Raw genomic sequence first — 17,572 nt, 5'->3', positions numbered from 1 at the left:
CGACCTTCCTAGAAGACGTATGCGAGGCGCAGGCGCCAGAGCTGCGCGGGACGTGCGGAGAGCCCCGCGCGCGGGTTGTCGAGCCCGGCCAAGGGAAAGAGCGTGGCCTGCTCGACGGCCACGCGGAAACCGAGCCGGTCTTCGTACGTGAGCGTCGGGTCGACCTCGATGCCGAGGGGCGCTTTTTCGCCGGGAGCTGACGCCTTTTGCACGGCCCACGAGGCCACCGCCGCCACGTCGAAGGCGAACTCGCCGGAGGCGGTGCGACCGATGCGAAGGCGGCCGTGGGGACGCACGTAGACGGCGTCGGTGACGGTACCGATGATCTCGCGAAAGAGAATGCGATCGACGCGGTAGTCGGGGTGGAAGCGGAAGTTGTCGACGCGCATGTCGTAAGGCGGAATCGCCTGGGGACCGTCGAGATCGCCGGCGCGGGGCGGCGCCGCGTTCGTACTCGCGCGAGCGCCGAAGCCCGGTGCGTTGTCTCCGCTCGCATAACCGAGGTCGACGCCGCCGCGCGCTCCCGCGTCGGCTTCGCCGATCTCGCTGATGAGCGCAGCGCCGAGCTGCCGCGAGGTGGCCGGCGTGCGCAAGAGCGCGCCTGGCAAGAGTGAGCTCTGCTCGACCTCCGCGAAGAGGTACGCCGCCTCGCCCTCGACGCGCACGTATTGCGACGTGATGCGCGCCCACGCGTCGATGGCGCCGGCGCGAAAGCCCCGCTGCATGATCTGGGACGCCGTGATGGGTGGCGGCGCCGCGGCCGCGAGGTAGGTGCTCGGCACGTCCTTGTCTTGCCAGCGGTACGAGACGTACGAGCCGTATTCGACGGTCGCCTTGCCGGCGCGCGTGCGGCGCTCGCGCGCGAGATCGTCCTTGAAGTTCAGGACCGCGAGCGTGGCCGACTGGACGCTCGCCGCCGGCTCGAAGGCGATGCTGCGGCCTTGAATTCCGCGCGGCGTGAGCGGCCCGATGGCGGAGACGTCGTACGCGAGGGCGAAGACGTGGCCCGCCGAGGGCACGATGAGGGCGAGCCGATCGGCCGCATCGCCGCTGTCGCAGTCGGCGCAATCGCCGCCGTTCACCGTCATGCCGAGGCCCCAGTGGGCGCCCATGCGGCCAGCCGTGACGACGCCGAAGGGCAAGAGCGCTTCGCCGTACGCGCGCTTGAGGCGCATCGCCGCCTCGGTCGGTGAGCGCTGCGTCGTCGACGCCGAAGGGATCCCCTCGGGGACGCTGCCCCACGCGAGGTTGTCGAGGACATCGATGCGCGCCTTCACGGCGACCATGCCGCCGGGCGCGTAGATCGCGACGTCGGTGCGGAGGCGCGTGTCGAAGAGCGTGAAGGTCTGACGCTTCGGCTCCGAGAGCGAGACGGGAAAGAGCAGCTGCCCCGACGGCGTCGCGCCGCGATCGAGATCGAGGTTGGTGAGCGCTTCGCCGCGGGTGCGCAGGTACCCCGAGACCTTCACCTCGGCGCTCTCGCGCGGCGTGATGTCTTGTCCGATGTCGGTGAAGCCCGTGGCGCGCGCGCTGGTCGTGGCCGCCAGAAGCGCGGCAAAGACGCCGAGCGCGGCCCAGCGAAAACGCGACGTGCGACAGGCGCCGTCGTTCACGGCGCGTCTTCTCCCGGCGCTTCGCGCGTCGCCGGGGCGCTCTTCGCGGGCTCGGCGTCGCGCGCGCCGGCGTCCAAGAACGCCAGCAGATCGCGGTTCGAGGCCTCGCGCGCTTCGATCATGGGGAAGTGCCCGCAGCGCGGGTAGACGACGAGCCGCGACGACGGAAGGTCGCGCGACAAGCGCTCGCCGAAGGTGACCGGCGTCACCACGTCTTCGCGGCCCCACATGAGGAGCGTCGGTTGTGCGATGCGGCGGTATTCGCGCTGCACCGCGGCAAAGCGCTGCCCGCGCACGGCCGCCAGCGCCGCCGCCACCGTCCCGGGGCGCTCCAAGGCGCGCTCCACCGCTTCGATGAAGTCTTCCGTGACGTACTTCTTGTCGTAGAAGGCCAGCGCGATGCGCTCGTCGGTGCGCTCCTTGTAGAACATGCTGAAGAACATCTCGCCGACGCCCTCCGCACGCGACCAGTGAAAGAACGGCGGGAGCTGCTCCTCGTAGACCCAGGCGTCGTAGAGCGCGAGGCGCGTCACGCGTGAGGGCGCCTTGAGCGCGACGGCGAGCGCAACGCTGCTGCCCCACGAGTGGGCCACGAAGGCCGCCTTCTGGATGCCGCGGGCGTCCATGAGCGCGAGCACGAGATCGGCCTGCGCCTGCGGCGAGTAGTCGCCGGGCGGACGGTCGGTCCAACCGAAACCCTTGAGGTCCAACGCGAGGACGCGATGCGTCTTGTCGAGGGCGGGGATGACCGGCGCCCAGTTCTCGAGGGCCGACGCGAAGCCGTGGAGCATCACGACGGCGGGGCCGGTCCCCGTGTCGCTGAAGCGGACGCGCGCGCCGCTGACGTCTGCGAAGGTGGCCCCTTTGGGCTCTCCGGGCATCGAGCCAGTGTGAAAATGCATGCAACCTGCAATGGAAAAGAGGAGCCCCACCCCAAACGCAAACCGGAGGAAGCGCAAACAGGCGGCCTTTGCCGTAGCCGTCACGGAGAGAGCCTCTGCACTTCGGCGGCGTCCACGAAGTCGGCCGGCGGCTCGGTGAACTGATCGGCCGCTGAGACGACCTTGGCCACGGCGCCGTAACACTCGGCCACGTAGATGTACGAGCGCGTGTAGGTGCTCACCACGGAGCCCGTCAGCGTCTTCTTGAGCAGCGAGTTGATGCGGAAGACCTTGAAGGAGCCGAGCGACGTGGACGTCTTGAGCTCGCCTTCGGCGTCGACCTCGAAAGTGTACTTCTCGGTGTAGGGCACGTTGAGCGTCAGCGGGATGTCGCCGCTCGCGGTGGCCGTGACCTCCCACTTCTTTCCCTTCTCGAGGGGGAAGGCCAACGTCGGCACCGTCGGGTTGTAGGTCGTCTTGTACGAGCCGCTCCCGCTCGCCGGCGAGACGACGCCGCGGAGCTCGAGGGCGCCGGCGGTCACCGCGAAGACACCCAAGAGATCTTTCGCGTCGGAGAGGCGCACCGCGTAGGTCGCGCCGGGGTACGTGCTCTCGAACCACTGGCCCGTGAGCGGCATCGTCTCGAGCACGAGCGTGTGATCGCCGGTGAGCGCCGCAGAAAAGTCCCACGTTCGCGCGGCGCCGCCTTCGGCGCCGGTCCCCGCCGTGCTCACTTTGACGCCCGAGGTCGTCACCTTGAAGGTGCCTTTGAGGCCGGCGCGAAGCGGCACCTCGGCGGCGGTGATGACGCCGTCGGCGTTTGCCGTGCAAAGCCCCGAGTCGACCACGGGCGCCGGCGCGTCCGTCGTTGCGCTGTCACTGACGCTACCGTCAGTCTCCGGCGTCGAGGTCCCCGCATCGGCCGTCGTCGGCGAGGCGCACGTTCCGTCGGCTCGGCACTGCCCCGACGCGCAGTCGGCGTTGACGGTGCAGCTCCGGGTGACGTCGTCTTCGCCGCATGCGCTGGGCAAGAGCAGAAGGACGCTCAGGCCCAGCCCCACCATGGCGACGAAAGGGGAGCGGCGAAGGGCGGTGAAAAGCGCGTTCATGAGACCTCGAGTCCTTCGCCGGCAAGCCCGCCACCCCGCCCGAGGTGCCCGCGTGCCGCTCTTCGTAGACGGCCGCGGGCGCTTCGGCAAGGCACCGCGTCACCCGGTTGTTGCTGCAACGCAGCATCCGTGTGACGCAGGCACCGTAGTCGCGCTGGCTTCGACGTCAAGCGCTCATGTGCGTCGCAGCATTTGAGGCCCCTAGGGGCGGCGCCGCGGTGCCTTTCGGGGCGCGGCGACCTCGGGCCGGCGGAGCGCGCTCTTCAGCTCCTCCAGCTCGCGCCTCAAATCCGCTACGTCGTCGTTGGAGGGCGGAGGCGGCGGGGGCGGGGCAGCCGGCGCTGACACCGCTGGACCCACGACCGCGTCGAAGCCGAGGCCCGGGCCACCGCCGAAGAGGAGGCGCGCCAAGGGGTTGGTCTGCATCGCCAGACTCGCCAGCGGACTCATCGTCGTCGCGCTCTTCATGCCCTGCTTCGTGTGGTTGTAGAGCTCGAGGGCCCAGGTGACGTATCGACCGAAAAACTCGGTCAATGCGTCGTCTTTCATCCGAATGAGTGAAAGGAGGAGCGGCACCGGCAAGAGCAGCGCGCCACGGCGGCTCTCCAAGATGATTTGCGTAAGCGTAAGCTGCGTCAGATCGGCGCCGGTCTTGGCGTCCACCACGCGTGCGTCGGAGCCCGATTGGATCTTCTGCGCGAGCTCTTCGAGCGTGATGTAGCGACTCGACTCGGTGTCGTAGAGGCGTCGGTTCGAATACTTCTTCACGAGCATGGGCGGGCATGGGCCGTACTCGACGGGCCGGCGGCCGGCAAAGGGAAAGCGCGCAGAAAGCGGCGAGCCCGCCCTCAATTGTTGCGGTGCACAAAAAGATCCTTGACGGTGCCCACGTCGGGCCTTAGTTTCCTGCTCGTCCGAGGCCCAAAACTGGGGAATCGGGCCTTCAAACGGAGATTCCCATGGTTGAGAACATGACTTCGCAGGTGCAGCAGGGCTTCGGCATGTGGAAGAAGGCGTGGGAAGACCACGTGAGCCGCGTCAGCTCGATCTTCACGGAAGTGAACAAGCTCGAGCAGAAGAACGTTGAGCAGTTCACCACCGCCGTCGACGAGTTCGCCAAGCTCACGCGCGAGAACCTCGCGTACGCCACGCAGCTCGCGGCCGAGTGGCGCAAGGTCTCCCTCGAGGCGACCAAGAAGGCCACGCAAATGGTCGGCGGTCAGGGCTGATCATGAAGCTCTGAAGCTCGGCGCGCCTCGGGTTTCCGAGGCGCGCTTGTTCATTTTCTGAGGCCGCCATGGAAAACCTCCTGACCCAGCTCGGGCTCCCCGAACCGCAGCTCGCGCCCACCCCGAAAGACGTCGTCTTCGAAGACGGCATCGCGAAGCTCTATCGCGTTCGGCCAACGGCGAAGCGCGCCGGGTACCCGCTCCTCTTGGTGCCCTCGCTCATCAACCGTTGGTACGTGCTCGACCTCAGGCCCGGAACGAGCCTCGCCCACGTGGTGCAGGACGCGTGCTCCGAGCTCTTCATCCTCGATTGGGGCACGCCCCGCGACGAGGATCGATACCTCTCGTGGGAAGACGTGCTCGATCGCCTCGCGCGGACCATCCGCGCCGTGAAGCGTCGCACCGGCGCTCCCAAGGTCGGCCTCCTCGGGTATTGCATGGGCGGAACGCTCGCGGCCATCCACGCCGCGCTCCACCCAAACGACATCGCCGCGCTGGTGAACCTCGTCGGGCCCATCGACTTCTCGAAGGCCGGCAAGCTGGCCAACATGGTCGATCGTCGCTGGTTCGACGCCGAGGCCATCGCCGCCGCCGGCAACGTGAGCGCCGATCAGATGCAGAGCGGCTTTCAGGCGCTCCACCCCACCGGCTCCATCAGCAAGTGGGTCACGCTCGCCGATCGCTACCCCGATCACGACTACCGGGAGGCGTTCTCAGCCCTCGAGACGTGGGCCAGCGACAACATCCCGTTCCCCGGTGCCGCGTACGTCACGTACATCGAGCAGCTCTACCAAAAGAACGCCCTCGTTCACGGCGAGCACTTCGTCAAAGGCGAGCGCGTCGACCTCGCGAACATCCAAGCTCCGACCATGGTCATCACGGCGGAGAAGGACGCGATCTGTCCGCCCGACGCCGCAGCGGCGTTGCTCGACAAAGTCAGCTCCGCTGACAAGAAACTTCTCGCGGTACCCGGCGGTCACGTCGGCGCCGTGGTCGGCAGCAAGGCCGGCACCCATCTCTACCCTGCCATTGCCGATTGGCTGAAGGACCACCTATGCAAATCAATCAACTGAAGATCATCGTGACCGGCGGCGCCCAAGGTATGGGCGCGCATTTCGCCAAGCGCCTCGCCGAAGGCGGCGCGCAAGTCGCCTGTGGCGACGTCAACGAAGCCATGCTCGCGGAGCTGCCGAAGGGCATCCACCGCCGTCGCCTCGACGTCTCGAATGAGAGCGACTGCGAGTCCTTCGTGCATTGGGCGCACGAGGTCATGGGCGGCCTGAACGGTCTCATCAACAACGCAGGCATCATCCGCGACGGCCTGCTCGTCAAGAAGGACAAGACGACGGGCGAGATCAAGAAGTTCTCCACGGCCGACTGGAACGCCGTCATCGGCGTGAACCTCACGGGCGCGACCATGATGGTCCGCGAAACCGTCGCGAAGATGGCGCAGACGGGCCAAAAGCCCGGCGTCATCGTCAACATGTCCTCGATCTCGCGCCACGGTAACCGCGGCCAGTCGAACTACGTGGCCGCCAAGTCCGCCCTCGCGGCGAACACGGTCACCTGGTCGAAGGAGTTCGCGCAATACGGCATCCGCGTCTGCGCCATCGCCCCCGGAATGGTCGAGACGCCCATGACGGCGGGCATGAACCAGAAGGCCCTCGACGCCTTCGTCCAGACGATCCCCGTCGGCCGCATCGGCACGCCAGAAGACCTCTGGCTCGCCGTGAAGTTCGCTCTCGAGTGCGACTACTTCAACGGTCGCACCATCGACGTCGACGGCGGCTCGGGCTTCTGAGACGCGTTGGCCCGGTGTGCCGCCGCCCCGCTTGCGTGACGGCGCCGCGACTGGATGTGAAAGGCGTGGCCCTCGCGGGTCACGCCTTTTCGCTTTGGGGGCGTCGCCCGGTTGAGAGATGACGTTCTAGGGGCAGTCGATGATCTTGGTCGCGGACACGGAAGGCGGACTCTCGACGCCAGCGTCGTCGTAGGCCGTGACCGTGAAGGTCCACGTGCCATCCACGAGCGCGCCAACGCGCGCGGAGCACGAGGGCATCGCGACCATTTTTCCCGCGTCGCCGCAGGCCACCAGGACCCCGGGCACGCACGGGTTACCTACGTCGTTGACGAGGCTCGTCGCTGCGTCGGCCGCGTCCGCGCCTCCGTCGCGACTGCCGTAGAGCTTGAAGCCGGCGAGCGTCTCGACGCACCGGCCGTCGGCGTAGGTTGTCGGCCCGTCCCACGAGAGCACGGCCTCGTCGCACGCGGCTTTTCGCACGCAGCCCGTACCCGCGCAGACATTCCCGCAGGTGCAGTCGAGGTCTTTGCTGCAGGCCGCCCCGATGCCCGCGTCGCCGCCGCTGCACGCGTCGGGCGTCGCCGCCTCGGCTGAAGCCTCCGGGAGCGGTTTCGCATCCGCGGTGCTCGAGGCATCGCTCTCTGCGCCGCCCTCGTTCGTCGCGCTGGCGTCGGCCCCCGTGCCGGGGGTTGCACCTTCGGGGCTCTCCTCGTCGCCACACGCAGCGGCCAAGAACGACGCCGCGAGACAAGAAAGGCCCAGCGCCCACGCGAGACGTCGCTTCATGACGCGAGGTATAGACGACCTGGGAGGCGGTGCAGCCGGACCGGCGAAAAACGCCGCGAGCCGCTGCGGTTTTCACGCTTCAATTTGCGAAGGCCTCAATCTCACCGATGCCCGGGCCCGTGTTGTCCGTCTGCATCGTCAGTGGAATGACGCGGACCTTCTTAATGCAGGGCAACGCGTTCACAAAGCTCACTTCGGCGTTGCCGTTCGGGTCAGCACCGCGCGTGGTCGTCACGTCGGCGGTCCCGACGACATTCCCCCCGCCATCGATGAGTTGAATCCTCGCCGTAAGCACGTCGTAGCCGTCTTGGTAGCTGTCGCCGTTGCCGTAGAGCTTCACGCGGCGCACGGCACGCGGCGCGTTGAACTCAACCTCTGCGTAGAGCGTGTTCGCGCACACTCCCGCCGGGCATTCGTCGACCGCCGAGTACCAGCTCGTGTCGAGGAGGCCGTCGTTCAGGTGGGCCTCCGGCCAACTCGCCGAGTAGACGCTCGACGCGGCAGCGGTTCCACAGCGCGCCAAGTTGCCTGCTGGCACCGCACAAGTCGGGTTGACGATGGTTCCGGGGCAAGCGCCTCCGTCGGGCAGCTTCGAGACGGGGGGCACGACGCTCGCGTCGCTCGCACCCAACGCACCGTCTGGCGGTGAGCCGTCCGAGGCCGTTCCTGTATCGGGCTTCGTCGCGTCCACCACCACGGTGGCGTCTGTTACGACATTGGCGTCTTGGGCCGACGCATCGAGTGCCGTGGCGTCGAGCGCCGTAGCGTCGCCCTTGCCCCCGTCGTTGGTCGAGGCGTCGGGTGCTTCCGCGTCCTCGGTGCTCGTTGCGCCATCGGTTGTCTTCGCGTCGGGCTTCGTGCTCGCACCGTCCACCGCCGCGTCCGCCGGCTCATCGCCGCCACCGACGCCCTCAGTGGTCTCGGCGCACGCCTCGGCAAGGAGCGCCACGGCGAAGGTCAACCCGAGGATGTGTCGAAGGCGCATCCGGCCATTGGATGCGCTCTCGGTCTCCTCGTCAATGTGGGCTCGTCGGGGAGGTGGGCGAGCCCTCGCCGTTCAGCGGCCGAAGATGTCGTTGCGGAAGCTCACGACCACCAGCAACGCGAGCAGCATGATGAGCCCGACGGCGTGGATTTGCGCCTCGACCTTGGCGTCAGGCTTGCGCCTCGCCGCTGCCTCGAAGCCGAGGAACAAGAGTCGACCCCCGTCGAGCGCGGGGAAGGGCAGCAGGTTGAAGCCGCACAGGTAGGCGCTGAGCGCTCCTAAGAAGCGCAACGCGTCGGCAGGGCCGCGGCTGATGGCGCGCGCCGTCTCCTTCACGATGCCAACGGGACCGCTCAGGTCGTCCATCTTGACGCTCGTGAGACCCTTGATGACGGCGACGATGACGAGCGGTGGATCGCGAACGCTCAACCACGCAGCCTCGCGGAACGTGACGGGGACCTTCTTGGTCTCCGGGCTAACTTGAATGCGCCCCGCCGACTCGCCGCCCTTCGGGCCCGGCGTCGCGAACTTGTGAATCGTCTCTCCCTTGCGCTCCACCGTGAGGTCGACCTTCTCGCCGGGGTGCGCGCTGATGGCTTTGCGCAGCTCTTCCCAGGTGCCGACCTTCTGTTCGTTGACCGCGAGGATTCGATCGCCGTCGATGAGCTCGGCCTTCGCCGCCGGTCCACCGGGAATGATCTCGACGCGCGTGGAGGCTTCGTCGACGATGAATTTTCCGCCCAACACGTAGGCGAAGAAGATGAAGATCGACGCGAAGAAGTAGTTGGCGAGGGGGCCTGCCGCGATGGTGACGACGCGGCCCCAGAGCGACGCGTTCGCGTAGCTCCCCTTGTCTTTCGGATCGTTCTCCTCCCAAGGGTTCATGCCTGCGATCTGCACGTAGGCCAAGAAGGGAATGATGCCGATCTGGTAGACCGTGGGGCTCCCCGGCGGCTGGTGCTTGTAGATCGTGGGCCCGAAGCCGATGGAGAACCGAAGGACGCGCATGCCGAAGTGGCGCGCCGCCAAGTAGTGTCCACCCTCGTGGACGATCATCAGGACCGCGAGCCCGAGGATCGCGAGGAGGATGCGCGCTGTCGACATGGAGTCCGAAGAGGATAGGGGAGCCGGGCGGGATCTGAAAGCCGAGGGCGGGCGGAACCGCGCAGGCCGCGTCTTTTTGCGACGTTCGCGGCGGTCTGAGTCGCCCGATACGGCTATGCTCCGCGCGCCGTCCGGGCGATCCCATGGCGTTCTTTGCTCGTCCCGTCGCCGGCGCGCGTCCGATGCAAACGTGGGCTAGGCATGAAACGTGCGCGCGACTCCTGGGGGCTGTGGTCGCCGGCGCGGTCTCCTCCGTCGCCGCCCACGCGTGGGCCGATGAGCCAGCGCCTGACGACGAGGTCCGCGTTCGCGGCGGTCAAGCGGCGGGCTTTGTGGCGCGCGCTCGCGAGGGAGACACGCCGCGCGAGACCACCGACGCCGCAAGCCTCGTCGAGAGCTTGCCGGGCGTGCACGTGCGTCGTCTCGGCGCCGACGACGGCTTCGCCACGCTGTCGATTCGCGGTTCGAGTTCGAGCCAGGTGGCCGTCGTGCTCGCCGGCGTTCCTTTGACGGGCGGCAGCGATCCGACGCTCGACCTCGGGTCCTTGCCCGTGTGGCCCGGCGTCCAGGTGCGCGCCTTTCGGAGCTTTGCCCCAGCGAGCCTAGGGCCCGGTTCCCTCGGAGGCACGCTCGTCCTCTCGCCGCCGCGCCCCATGGGCCACGCCGTCACCGACGTCTACGGAGCCTACGGCTCGCTAGGCGCCGCGCGCATGCGCGTCGCCGATGCGCGGCCCCTCTCGGTGGGCGAGCTCACCACGGCGGTCTCCGCGTCGCGCAGCGACGACGAGTTCGACGCGCTCGCTCCCGACGGGACGGGCCGCACCTTCGCGCGCCGCAGAAATGGCGGGCACGCACAAGCCAGCGGGCTCGTCTCCTACGTGAGGCCCGTCGCATGGTCACCGAACCACCGCGGCTCCCTGCGAATGACGCTCATCGGTCAGGCGAGGCGGCAAGAGCTCCCCGGCACGCTCCTCGACCCGACGCCTTTCGATCAGCTCTCGACGAGCCGCCTTCTGCCCGTCATGGAACTCGCGAGCGAGGTAGGCGGTGGCACGCTGCTCTTGCGCGGTTACGGTCGCCGTGATGAGCAGTCGCTCCGCTCGCGAGGGACCTTCAGCGCCACGCACGAGGGCGACGCCTTCATCCTGGCCGGCGGCGCGCTGAGCTATCGCCGCGCGCTCGGCGAGCGCGCGCGCCTCGAGGTCGTCGGCGACGGAAGCGGGGAGCGCTACGCGCCAGGGCGCACCAACGGTGGCGCGCCGCTCGGGGCTCGGCGCTCGCGGATGGGCCTCGGCGCCGATCTCGAGGTGCCGCTCTCGCGGGGCCTCACCTTCGCGGGCGCCGCCCGCGTCGATGGCTGGTCCGACGACGGTCGCGAAGGGGGAACGCGGACCGAGCTTCGGCCGACGGCTCACGGCGGCCTCGAGGCGGTGACGTCGCTCGTCTCCTTTGCGGCGCACGGTGGAACGACCGCGCGCGCGCCGGCCTTCGTCGAGCTGTTCGGAAACCGCGGCGCCTTCTTGCCGAACGCGGAGCTTCTGCCAGAGACGGCGAAGACGCTCGACGCGGGCTTTCGCGTCACGCCTCGCATCGGCGCACTTCGCCTCGCGCTCGCGCTCACCGGCTTTGCGACCTTCGCCGAGAACCTCATCACGTTCGTTCCCGTGGGCGCCTTCGGTCGAGCCAAGGCGGAGAACATCGGCAAAGCGACGCTGCTGGGGGCCGAGGGCGAAGTGTCGGCGAAGCTCTCGCCGTTCGAGATGCGTGCGGTGTACACGTGGCTATCCGCCAAGAACCTCGGTGAAGGCGCCTGCGCTGCGCGCGTCGGTGAGTGCGAACGGCCGCGCCTGCCGGGGCGTCCCGAACACGACGTCGTCTTCGACGTCGCGGCGGTATTGGGCCCGCTACGCGTCCGCTACGGCGTCGACGTCGTCGCCGGTATCGCGGCGGACCTCCAAGGCACGGTCCTCGTGCCCACGCGTGCGCTCTCGTCCGCGGGCGTGCGGCTCGCCGTCCCCGGCGCGCCGGGCCTCGACGCGGGGCTCGAGGCGAAGAACCTCTTCGACCTCCGCGTCGTGACCTACGACGGCGCGACGGGCCCGGTACCGCTCCCGGCCTCCGACGCGTGGACGTATCCGCTCCCGGGGCGAACGCTGATGGCGTCGCTTCGGTACCGCGCCGGTGGGCGTATCAGCGCCCCGTGAAGCTCAGCGCGAACTGGTGCGTGGCGCTCGGCGCTGTGCCGTGGGCCGCGACGAAGCTGTAGCCAAGCTCGCCGCCGGGGCTCACGAGGGCAGCCGTGAACATCGGCGCGAAGCCATGCGAAGCGCGCTCTTCGGTGATCGCGTCGAGCGTGGGCGCGCAGCCGACGCAGGTCGTTTGTACGACGAAGCGGCGCGAGGTCTCTCGGTCGTCGGCGTACGCGGCGCCGCCGCCGAGCGTGACGTAGAAGCCGCGCTTCGGCCACACGAGGAGTCTCGCCCGCGCCTCCAACGACGCGAAGAGCCGGCGCCTGCCGTCGGTGATGACGGGCCCGCTGTCCGTCGCCACACCAAAGAGGTAGGCGCCACGCAGCATCACGTCGGCGCGGTCCAGGATGGTGGCGCCCAGGCCGATGCCGAGGCCGAATACGGCCGCTCGCTCGAGGCGTGCGCCAAGAACGAGAGCCTCCCGCTCCCGTCCATCGGCCCCAATAGGGGCGTCGCCTCTGTTGCCCCAAGCGATCCAGGTACTCGCTGCGGATCGCGAACCCGAGGTTGTCGCCGCTGGCGATCTTCCACGAGGCGATCCCGACGACGCGGCCTGTGCAGTCGACCAGCGGACCTCCGCTGTTGCCGGGGTTGATGGACGCATCGGTCTGAATCTGCTCGCCGTTGCTTGCGCTGACGATGCCGCGTGCCGCCGACCAGCCGAGGAGGCCGTCCAGCGAAAGGCCGGCGCGCTCGGATGGGCCGGCGTACGGATGCCCGACAGCCATGATTTCGGACCCGACGACCGGACTCCTTTCGGCGGGCAAAAGCGGTCCCGGCGAGACGGGGGCGTCGAGCTCGACGATGGCGAGATCGTGGAGCGCATCGAAGGCGACGACGGTGCCTTCTCGAACGACCGGCGCGAGGAGCTTTTCCGGCGCGAAGCGCACCGTGATGGCGCGCCCTAGCTCGACGACGTGGAACGCGGTCGCGACGTGTCGGGAGTCGCCGTAGAGAAACCCCGCGCCGACGCGTCCGGCGGTCTCTAGGCGAACGACCGACTGGCGCACGCGCGGGTAGACCTTGGCGGGCCAGTCCGGCTCGCACGACGGACTCGCGCTCGCGATGGGCGTCGTCGTGGCAGGGGCCTGCGCCTCCTCGGCCCCGGCCTCGGTTGGCGCACCGGCAACGAGCGCGAACGCTAGCGCGGGTGCTGTTGCCAGGCGCATCAAAGCTCGATCGACAAGCCCTCTTGGGCGGCCACGGTGTTGGCAAACCACTCGCGCGTGCGTCGTTCCTTCTCACGCACGGCGGCGTCGCTCTGGCCGGGATCGTGGTGGAACAGGACGAGCTTCTTCACGCCTGCCGCGTTGGCCAGCTTGGCGGCTTCGTCGATGGTGCTGTGACCCCAGCCGAGCTTTGGTCCGCCGCCGCTCTGGCCCGCGTATTCCTCGGGCGTGTACATGGCGTCGTAGATCAACACGTCGACGTCCTTCGAGAGCAGGGCGAGCTTCGGATCGATGGTCGAGTAGTGCTCGGTGTCGGTCGCGTAGACCACCGCGTGGCCCTTGTGCTCGATGCGGTAGGCCATGACCCCGTTCGGGTGGTTGCCGTGCGCCGACGTGATGCGGACGCGATCGCCAGCGCCGTCGTCGATCTCGACGAGCTCACCTTCGCGAAGGTCGCGGAAGCTCATGCGGGCTCCCATCTCCGTCAGATGAACAGGGAAGCTCGGGTTCTCCATTTGGCCAGCGAGCGTCTCCTCGAGCGTGCGCGTGACGTTGCCGCCGCCGCCGTAGAGGAGAAACGTGTTGCCGCGAATGAACGCGGGGGCAAAAAACGGAAATCCCTGGATGTGATCCCAGTGGACGTGGCTGAAGAAGATGTGGGCGGTGAGAGGCATCTCTGCGAGGAGCTTCTGCCCCAGCAGACGGAGTCCCGTGCCTCCGTCGAAGATGACGATGGCGTTTCCCGCGCGGACTTCCACGCAGCTCGTGTTGCCGCCGATTTCGACGGTTTGGGGCCCCGGCGTCGGGATGCTTCCGCGCACTCCCCAGAAGGTGATCCGCATGGCAGTTGCTCGTGATACGGCCCAAAAGCGCATGGCGTCAACGGGCATCGACACCGCTCGCTGTTCGCGTTCGCGAACGGAACCGAGAATGGAAGCAGGGCCTCCCGCCGGACCCAATGCCAGGTAACCTTCCACCGCCCGGCGTTGGGTCGTGGCCCCCGCTCTCAGGGACGGCTCCCTTGAAGACACCCCTCGTCGTCCTCGGTTGTCGCCTGACGGTCCGTGGCAACCCGCCGCGGCTCGCGGGGGTCGCCCGCCGTCGTTGCGACCGCGCCCTTGAGCGATACCTCGCGGCCGAACCACGGATGGTGTTCGTCGCGGGCGGCCGCGCCTGGGACGGCGTCGTCGAGGCCGATGCCTTCGCAGACGAGCTATGTCACGGCGGCGTCTCGCGTACCGACATCGTGCGCGAGCGCTGCTCGCATTCGACGGGAGAAAACGCGCGCTACGCCGCCGAACTCCTGCGCCGTCACGGCACCCGCGCCATCGAGCTGGTGACCTCCGCGAGCCACATGCCTCGCGCTGTCATGTGGTTCGAACGCGAGGGCCTTCGTGTCTCCCCATGCGCCGCGGAGGAGCCGGCTTCGGGGCTCTTGAGTGGCCTCTACGCAGCGCTGCGAGAGCGGGGCGCGTCGTGGGTCGATGCGCGAGCGCTGGCCGCAACCCATCACGTCGCGACCGCACACCAGGGAGAGGCCAGATCGTGAGCAGCACTCGCGCGGCGAGGTGGCGGCTCGCGTGTGGGCTGCTCGCGGCCGCGAGCACCAGCGCTTGTCGTCGCCCGCCCACAAGCGCCGTCCCCGACGCCGGCCCGATGGCGACGCCTGCGCCGGTCGTTGACCTTCGCGAGCTCGCACGCGCAGAAGACCGACGGAGCGCGAAGGAGCTCGCCGCGGCGCTGGCAGGTGAGCCCCCGGCGGATGTCGCGGTGCGTCGCCTCGCCACGCGGGGCCTCGCCCGCATCGGCGATGAGGCGGCCGCCGCGGCGCTCCGCGCGCGTCTCGCCGACGAGGATCCCGAGATCGTCATGTGGTCAGCCTACGGGCTGGGTTATGTGTGCAAACTGCAACCTGACGTCCACGTTCGCGCGCTCGTCGCGCGCGCGACAACCTTGGAAGGCGCGGACGCGGGCGCCGCCGCGGCCGACGCGCGTTTCGCCATCGCGCGTGCCCTTGGTCGCTGCGGGACCGAGCTCGCCGAGCGGACCTTGGCCAGTTGGCGAAAGAGCGACGGCGCCATGGCCGAGGCGTCGGGGTACGCGCTCGGCGACATCGCCGCGCGGCGCACGCTTTCCGACGAGTCGATGACCGTGCTGCTCGAGGCGGCCACGACGTCACCGGTGCGGCAAGGCGACCGCGGGGCGCTCTTCCCGTGGAGCCGCATGACGCCGGTTCCGGAGACCTTCCGACCGCGCCTCCGCGAGGTCGCGCGAGCCGCGCTCGCGGGCCCGGGCGAAACGCGCATCTTTGCCGTGCGCGCCCTCGCGAAGGCCCAGGCGACCGACGAGCTTCGCGCCGTCGCGTTGGACGGTGCTTCCACGCTTGCGGAGCGCATCGAGGCCGCCCGAGGTCTTGAAAAGAGCGGAACTCCGGGCCGCGCCGCGGCGCTCTTCGCGCTCGAGCGGCTGTCGCCGTACCGCGAGTTGGCGAGCGGCGCGGGGCATCATCTCCTCGTCGCGTTGCTCGCGGCCCTCGGCAAGGTAGAAGGCAAGGAAGGCAAGGCCGACGGCGCCGCGCAAAAGACGCTCTTTGCGCTCGCGTCGCTGCCGCTTCCGGAGGACCCAAAGTCGCCCGTCGCGCGCGGCATCGTGGCGGTCCGATGCGAGGCCGCCCTCGGACTCGCGCACGGTGACGACGCCGCCGAGGTGCTCGTGCGCTGCGGCCCCGACGGTGACGCGACGCGTGAGCGCGCGGTTCTTCGTTCGCTCGTGAGTGGAGGCCTCGTCGGCGCCCGTCGCGGGCGCTTCCTCGCGCTGGCAAAGAACAGCCCTCACTTGCGCGTTCGTGAGGCCGCCTTGGAGGCCACGGCGACTCACCCCGAGCTAGGGGGCGACGTGATCGGTCCGGTGCGGGACGCGCTGCTCTCAAAGAAGGCGGGGCTCGTGGCCACCGCCGCCGACCTCATCAAATCGAACCCGTCGCGATTCTTCGCGCCAGGGCCGCGGGCGAAGCTCGCTCCCGAAATCGAGGAGGCCCTCAAGAGCGCCGCCGAGACGCCGTGGAGCGAAGATCTCGTCGAGACCAAGGGCGCCCTCCTCGACGCGTCCGTCGCTTCGCTCCATCCCCTGGCGAAGGCGCTCGCGCTCGCGGCCTGCGCCGACTCGAACACGACGCTAAGGCAGAAGGGAAAACAAGCCCTCGCGTCCCTTTCGGAGCCGGCCACCACGAAGTGCGACGGGAAGGAGGCGGCGGCCGCGCCGGAGCTCGATTCGCTCCTCGCGCGACCCACGAAGGTGATTTTCTCCGTCTCTGGCGCGGAGCTCACCGTCGCCTTCGACCCTAGCCTCGCGCCCGTGACTGCGACGCGAATGGTGTCGCTCGCCAAGAGCGGCTTCTTCCGCGGGGTCGTCGTGCATCGCGTCGTTCCCGCCTTCGTGGTGCAACTCGGCGATCCCGGCGGCGACGGCTACGGCGGCTCGGGCAAGCTGCTCCGGTGCGAGACGTCGCCCGCGGCCTTCCGACCCCTCGACGTAGGCATGGCGCTCGCGGGCCGCGACACGGGGTCGTCGCAGTTTTTCGTGACCCTTTCCCGCGTGCCGCACCTGGATGGCGACTACGCCCACGTTGGTCGCGCCTCCGGCCCCTGGGACGCCGTCGCCGAAGGCGACGTGGTCGCCGACGTCAAGGTTCAAGACGGTCCGTGACGCGTCGACGGGGGCAAGACGTCGCGCACTTCCGCCGTGGTCAGGCTGCGAGCTTTGCTCTAAGCATGGGGAATGCTCCTCGCCATCGACGTCGGGAACACGAACATCGTCTACGGCATCTACGACGGCGAGACGCTGCTGCATCAGTTTCGCGTTGAGTCGAGCCGGGCGCGCACGTCTGACGAATACATGGTCGTGCTCCACGAGCTGCTCGACCACGCCGGCGTTCGCGCCGACAAGGTCGACGCGGTCATCGTCGCGAGTGTCGTGCCGTCGTTGACGGAGCCGATGGTCGCGCTTGCGCGTCGGGGATTTTCCCGCGAAGTGCTTGTGGTGGGGCCCGGCATCAAGAGCGGTATGCCGATCCTCGTCGACAATCCGCGCGAGGTGGGCGCCGACCGCATCGTGAACTCGGTGGCGGCCTTCGACAAGGTGAAGGCCGGCGTGATCGTGGTCGACTTCGGCACGGCGACGACCTTCGACTGCGTGACGCCCAAGGGCGAATACCTCGGCGGCGTCATCGCGCCGGGGATTCAAATCAGCGCCGATGCGCTCTTCGCGCGCGCCGCCAAGCTGCCGCGCGTCGAGATCGCGCAGCCGCCCAAGGTCGTGGGCCGCAACACCATCCACTCGATGCAGTCGGGCATCGTCTACGGCTACGTCGGTCTCGTCGACGGCGTCGTCGCGCGTATCCGAGGCGAGCTCGACTTTTCTTGCGATGTCATCGCCACCGGCGGCCTCGCGTCTCGCATTGGGCCGCTCTCTCAGAGCATCCGCGTCGTCGACGACGACCTGACCCTTCGCGGCCTGCGACTGCTCTACGAGCGGAACCGCGACCCGGCGCCGTGACGAGCCCGCTCCAAGCGCTAGCGTTCGTCGCCGCGTTCGCTGCGGCGGGGTGTCGTCGGCCCTCCGCCGTGGACGCTGCCGTGGGTGACGCC

General features: G+C 68.9%; 17 protein-coding genes. 8 read left to right on the top strand and 9 right to left on the bottom strand.

Annotated features, from left to right (window positions below; genetic code table 11):
• Window positions 1-8: 8 nt before the first annotated feature.
• The 4 genes from IPG50_30515 to IPG50_30500 form a co-directional block, all read right to left on the bottom strand.
• Window positions 9-1,613, bottom strand: a complete 1,605-nt coding sequence (locus tag IPG50_30515) for a hypothetical protein (GenBank protein MBK6696492.1) — start codon at window positions 1,611-1,613, stop codon at window positions 9-11.
• Entirely contained in the window at window positions 1,610-2,599 is a 990-nt protein-coding gene (locus tag IPG50_30510) for an alpha/beta fold hydrolase (protein MBK6696491.1), read from the bottom strand. The genes IPG50_30515 and IPG50_30510 overlap by 4 nt, the downstream gene beginning before the upstream one ends.
• Window positions 2,596-3,603, bottom strand: a complete 1,008-nt coding sequence (locus tag IPG50_30505) for a hypothetical protein (GenBank protein ID MBK6696490.1) — start codon at window positions 3,601-3,603, stop codon at window positions 2,596-2,598. The genes IPG50_30510 and IPG50_30505 overlap by 4 nt, the downstream gene beginning before the upstream one ends.
• A gap of 201 nt (window positions 3,604-3,804) precedes the next feature.
• Window positions 3,805-4,377 carry a polyhydroxyalkanoate synthesis regulator DNA-binding domain-containing protein gene (locus IPG50_30500; protein ID MBK6696489.1) on the bottom strand — a complete coding sequence of 191 codons (573 nt, stop codon included), beginning with the start codon at window positions 4,375-4,377 and terminating at the stop codon, window positions 3,805-3,807.
• A 185-nt stretch (window positions 4,378-4,562) separates the two neighbouring features.
• Between IPG50_30500 and IPG50_30495 the strand changes: the two genes are divergently transcribed.
• The 3 genes from IPG50_30495 (at window position 4,563) to IPG50_30485 (ending at window position 6,633) form a co-directional block, all read left to right on the top strand.
• Window positions 4,563-4,832 carry a hypothetical protein gene (locus IPG50_30495; GenBank protein MBK6696488.1) on the top strand — a complete coding sequence of 90 codons (270 nt, stop codon included), beginning with the start codon at window positions 4,563-4,565 and terminating at the stop codon, window positions 4,830-4,832.
• 68 nt (window positions 4,833-4,900) lie between these two features.
• The gene (locus tag IPG50_30490) at window positions 4,901-5,905 is read left to right on the top strand and encodes an alpha/beta fold hydrolase (protein MBK6696487.1); all 1,005 of its coding nucleotides are present in this window, start codon (window positions 4,901-4,903) and stop codon (window positions 5,903-5,905) included.
• The gene (locus IPG50_30485; protein MBK6696486.1) at window positions 5,887-6,633 is read left to right on the top strand and encodes an SDR family oxidoreductase; all 747 of its coding nucleotides are present in this window, start codon (window positions 5,887-5,889) and stop codon (window positions 6,631-6,633) included. The genes IPG50_30490 and IPG50_30485 overlap by 19 nt, the downstream gene beginning before the upstream one ends.
• A 126-nt stretch (window positions 6,634-6,759) precedes the next feature.
• Here the strand turns inward: IPG50_30485 and IPG50_30480 are convergent, their stop codons facing one another.
• From IPG50_30480 to IPG50_30470, 3 genes are all read right to left on the bottom strand, one after another.
• A complete protein-coding gene (locus IPG50_30480) occupies window positions 6,760-7,419 on the bottom strand; it encodes a hypothetical protein (protein ID MBK6696485.1) in 660 nt (219 codons plus the stop codon).
• 79 nt (window positions 7,420-7,498) lie between these two features.
• Complete coding sequence (locus IPG50_30475) at window positions 7,499-8,404, bottom strand: discoidin domain-containing protein (GenBank protein MBK6696484.1); 906 nt, start codon at window positions 8,402-8,404, stop codon at window positions 7,499-7,501.
• 72 nt (window positions 8,405-8,476) lie between these two features.
• On the bottom strand, window positions 8,477-9,508 hold the full coding sequence (locus IPG50_30470; GenBank protein ID MBK6696483.1) for a site-2 protease family protein: 1,032 nt from the start codon (window positions 9,506-9,508) through the stop codon (window positions 8,477-8,479).
• A 143-nt stretch (window positions 9,509-9,651) separates the two neighbouring features.
• Here IPG50_30470 and IPG50_30465 point away from each other — a divergent pair, with 143 nt between their 5' ends.
• Entirely contained in the window at window positions 9,652-11,712 is a 2,061-nt protein-coding gene (locus IPG50_30465; GenBank protein MBK6696482.1) for a TonB-dependent receptor, read from the top strand.
• Here the strand turns inward: IPG50_30465 and IPG50_30460 are convergent.
• Window positions 11,699-12,088: a hypothetical protein gene (locus IPG50_30460; protein MBK6696481.1), complete on the bottom strand. Its 390-nt coding sequence runs from the start codon at window positions 12,086-12,088 to the stop codon at window positions 11,699-11,701. The genes IPG50_30465 and IPG50_30460 overlap by 14 nt on opposite strands.
• A gap of 382 nt (window positions 12,089-12,470) precedes the next feature.
• Here IPG50_30460 and IPG50_30455 point away from each other — a divergent pair, with 382 nt between their 5' ends.
• Entirely contained in the window at window positions 12,471-12,665 is a 195-nt protein-coding gene (locus IPG50_30455) for a hypothetical protein (GenBank protein MBK6696480.1), read from the top strand.
• Between the two features lie 260 nt (window positions 12,666-12,925).
• Here the strand turns inward: IPG50_30455 and IPG50_30450 are convergent, their stop codons facing one another.
• Window positions 12,926-13,768, bottom strand: coding sequence for an MBL fold metallo-hydrolase (locus IPG50_30450; GenBank protein ID MBK6696479.1), 843 nt, complete (start codon window positions 13,766-13,768; stop codon window positions 12,926-12,928).
• A gap of 179 nt (window positions 13,769-13,947) precedes the next feature.
• On the opposite strand from IPG50_30450, the gene IPG50_30445 reads away from it, so the two are divergent.
• The 3 genes from IPG50_30445 (at window position 13,948) to IPG50_30435 (ending at window position 17,480) form a co-directional block, all read left to right on the top strand.
• Window positions 13,948-14,475: a YdcF family protein gene (locus tag IPG50_30445; protein ID MBK6696478.1), complete on the top strand. Its 528-nt coding sequence runs from the start codon at window positions 13,948-13,950 to the stop codon at window positions 14,473-14,475.
• Entirely contained in the window at window positions 14,472-16,631 is a 2,160-nt protein-coding gene (locus IPG50_30440; protein MBK6696477.1) for a peptidylprolyl isomerase, read from the top strand. The genes IPG50_30445 and IPG50_30440 overlap by 4 nt, the downstream gene beginning before the upstream one ends.
• 72 nt (window positions 16,632-16,703) lie before the next feature.
• Entirely contained in the window at window positions 16,704-17,480 is a 777-nt protein-coding gene (locus IPG50_30435) for a type III pantothenate kinase (GenBank protein ID MBK6696476.1), read from the top strand.
• Window positions 17,481-17,572: the final 92 nt, after the last annotated feature.

Source organism: Myxococcales bacterium (assembly GCA_016703425.1).
GTDB lineage: Bacteria > Myxococcota_A > Polyangia > Polyangiales > Polyangiaceae > JADJCA01.
The sequence above is the reverse complement of the archived record's forward strand: the minus strand, read 5'-3'. Positions and strand labels throughout refer to the sequence as shown.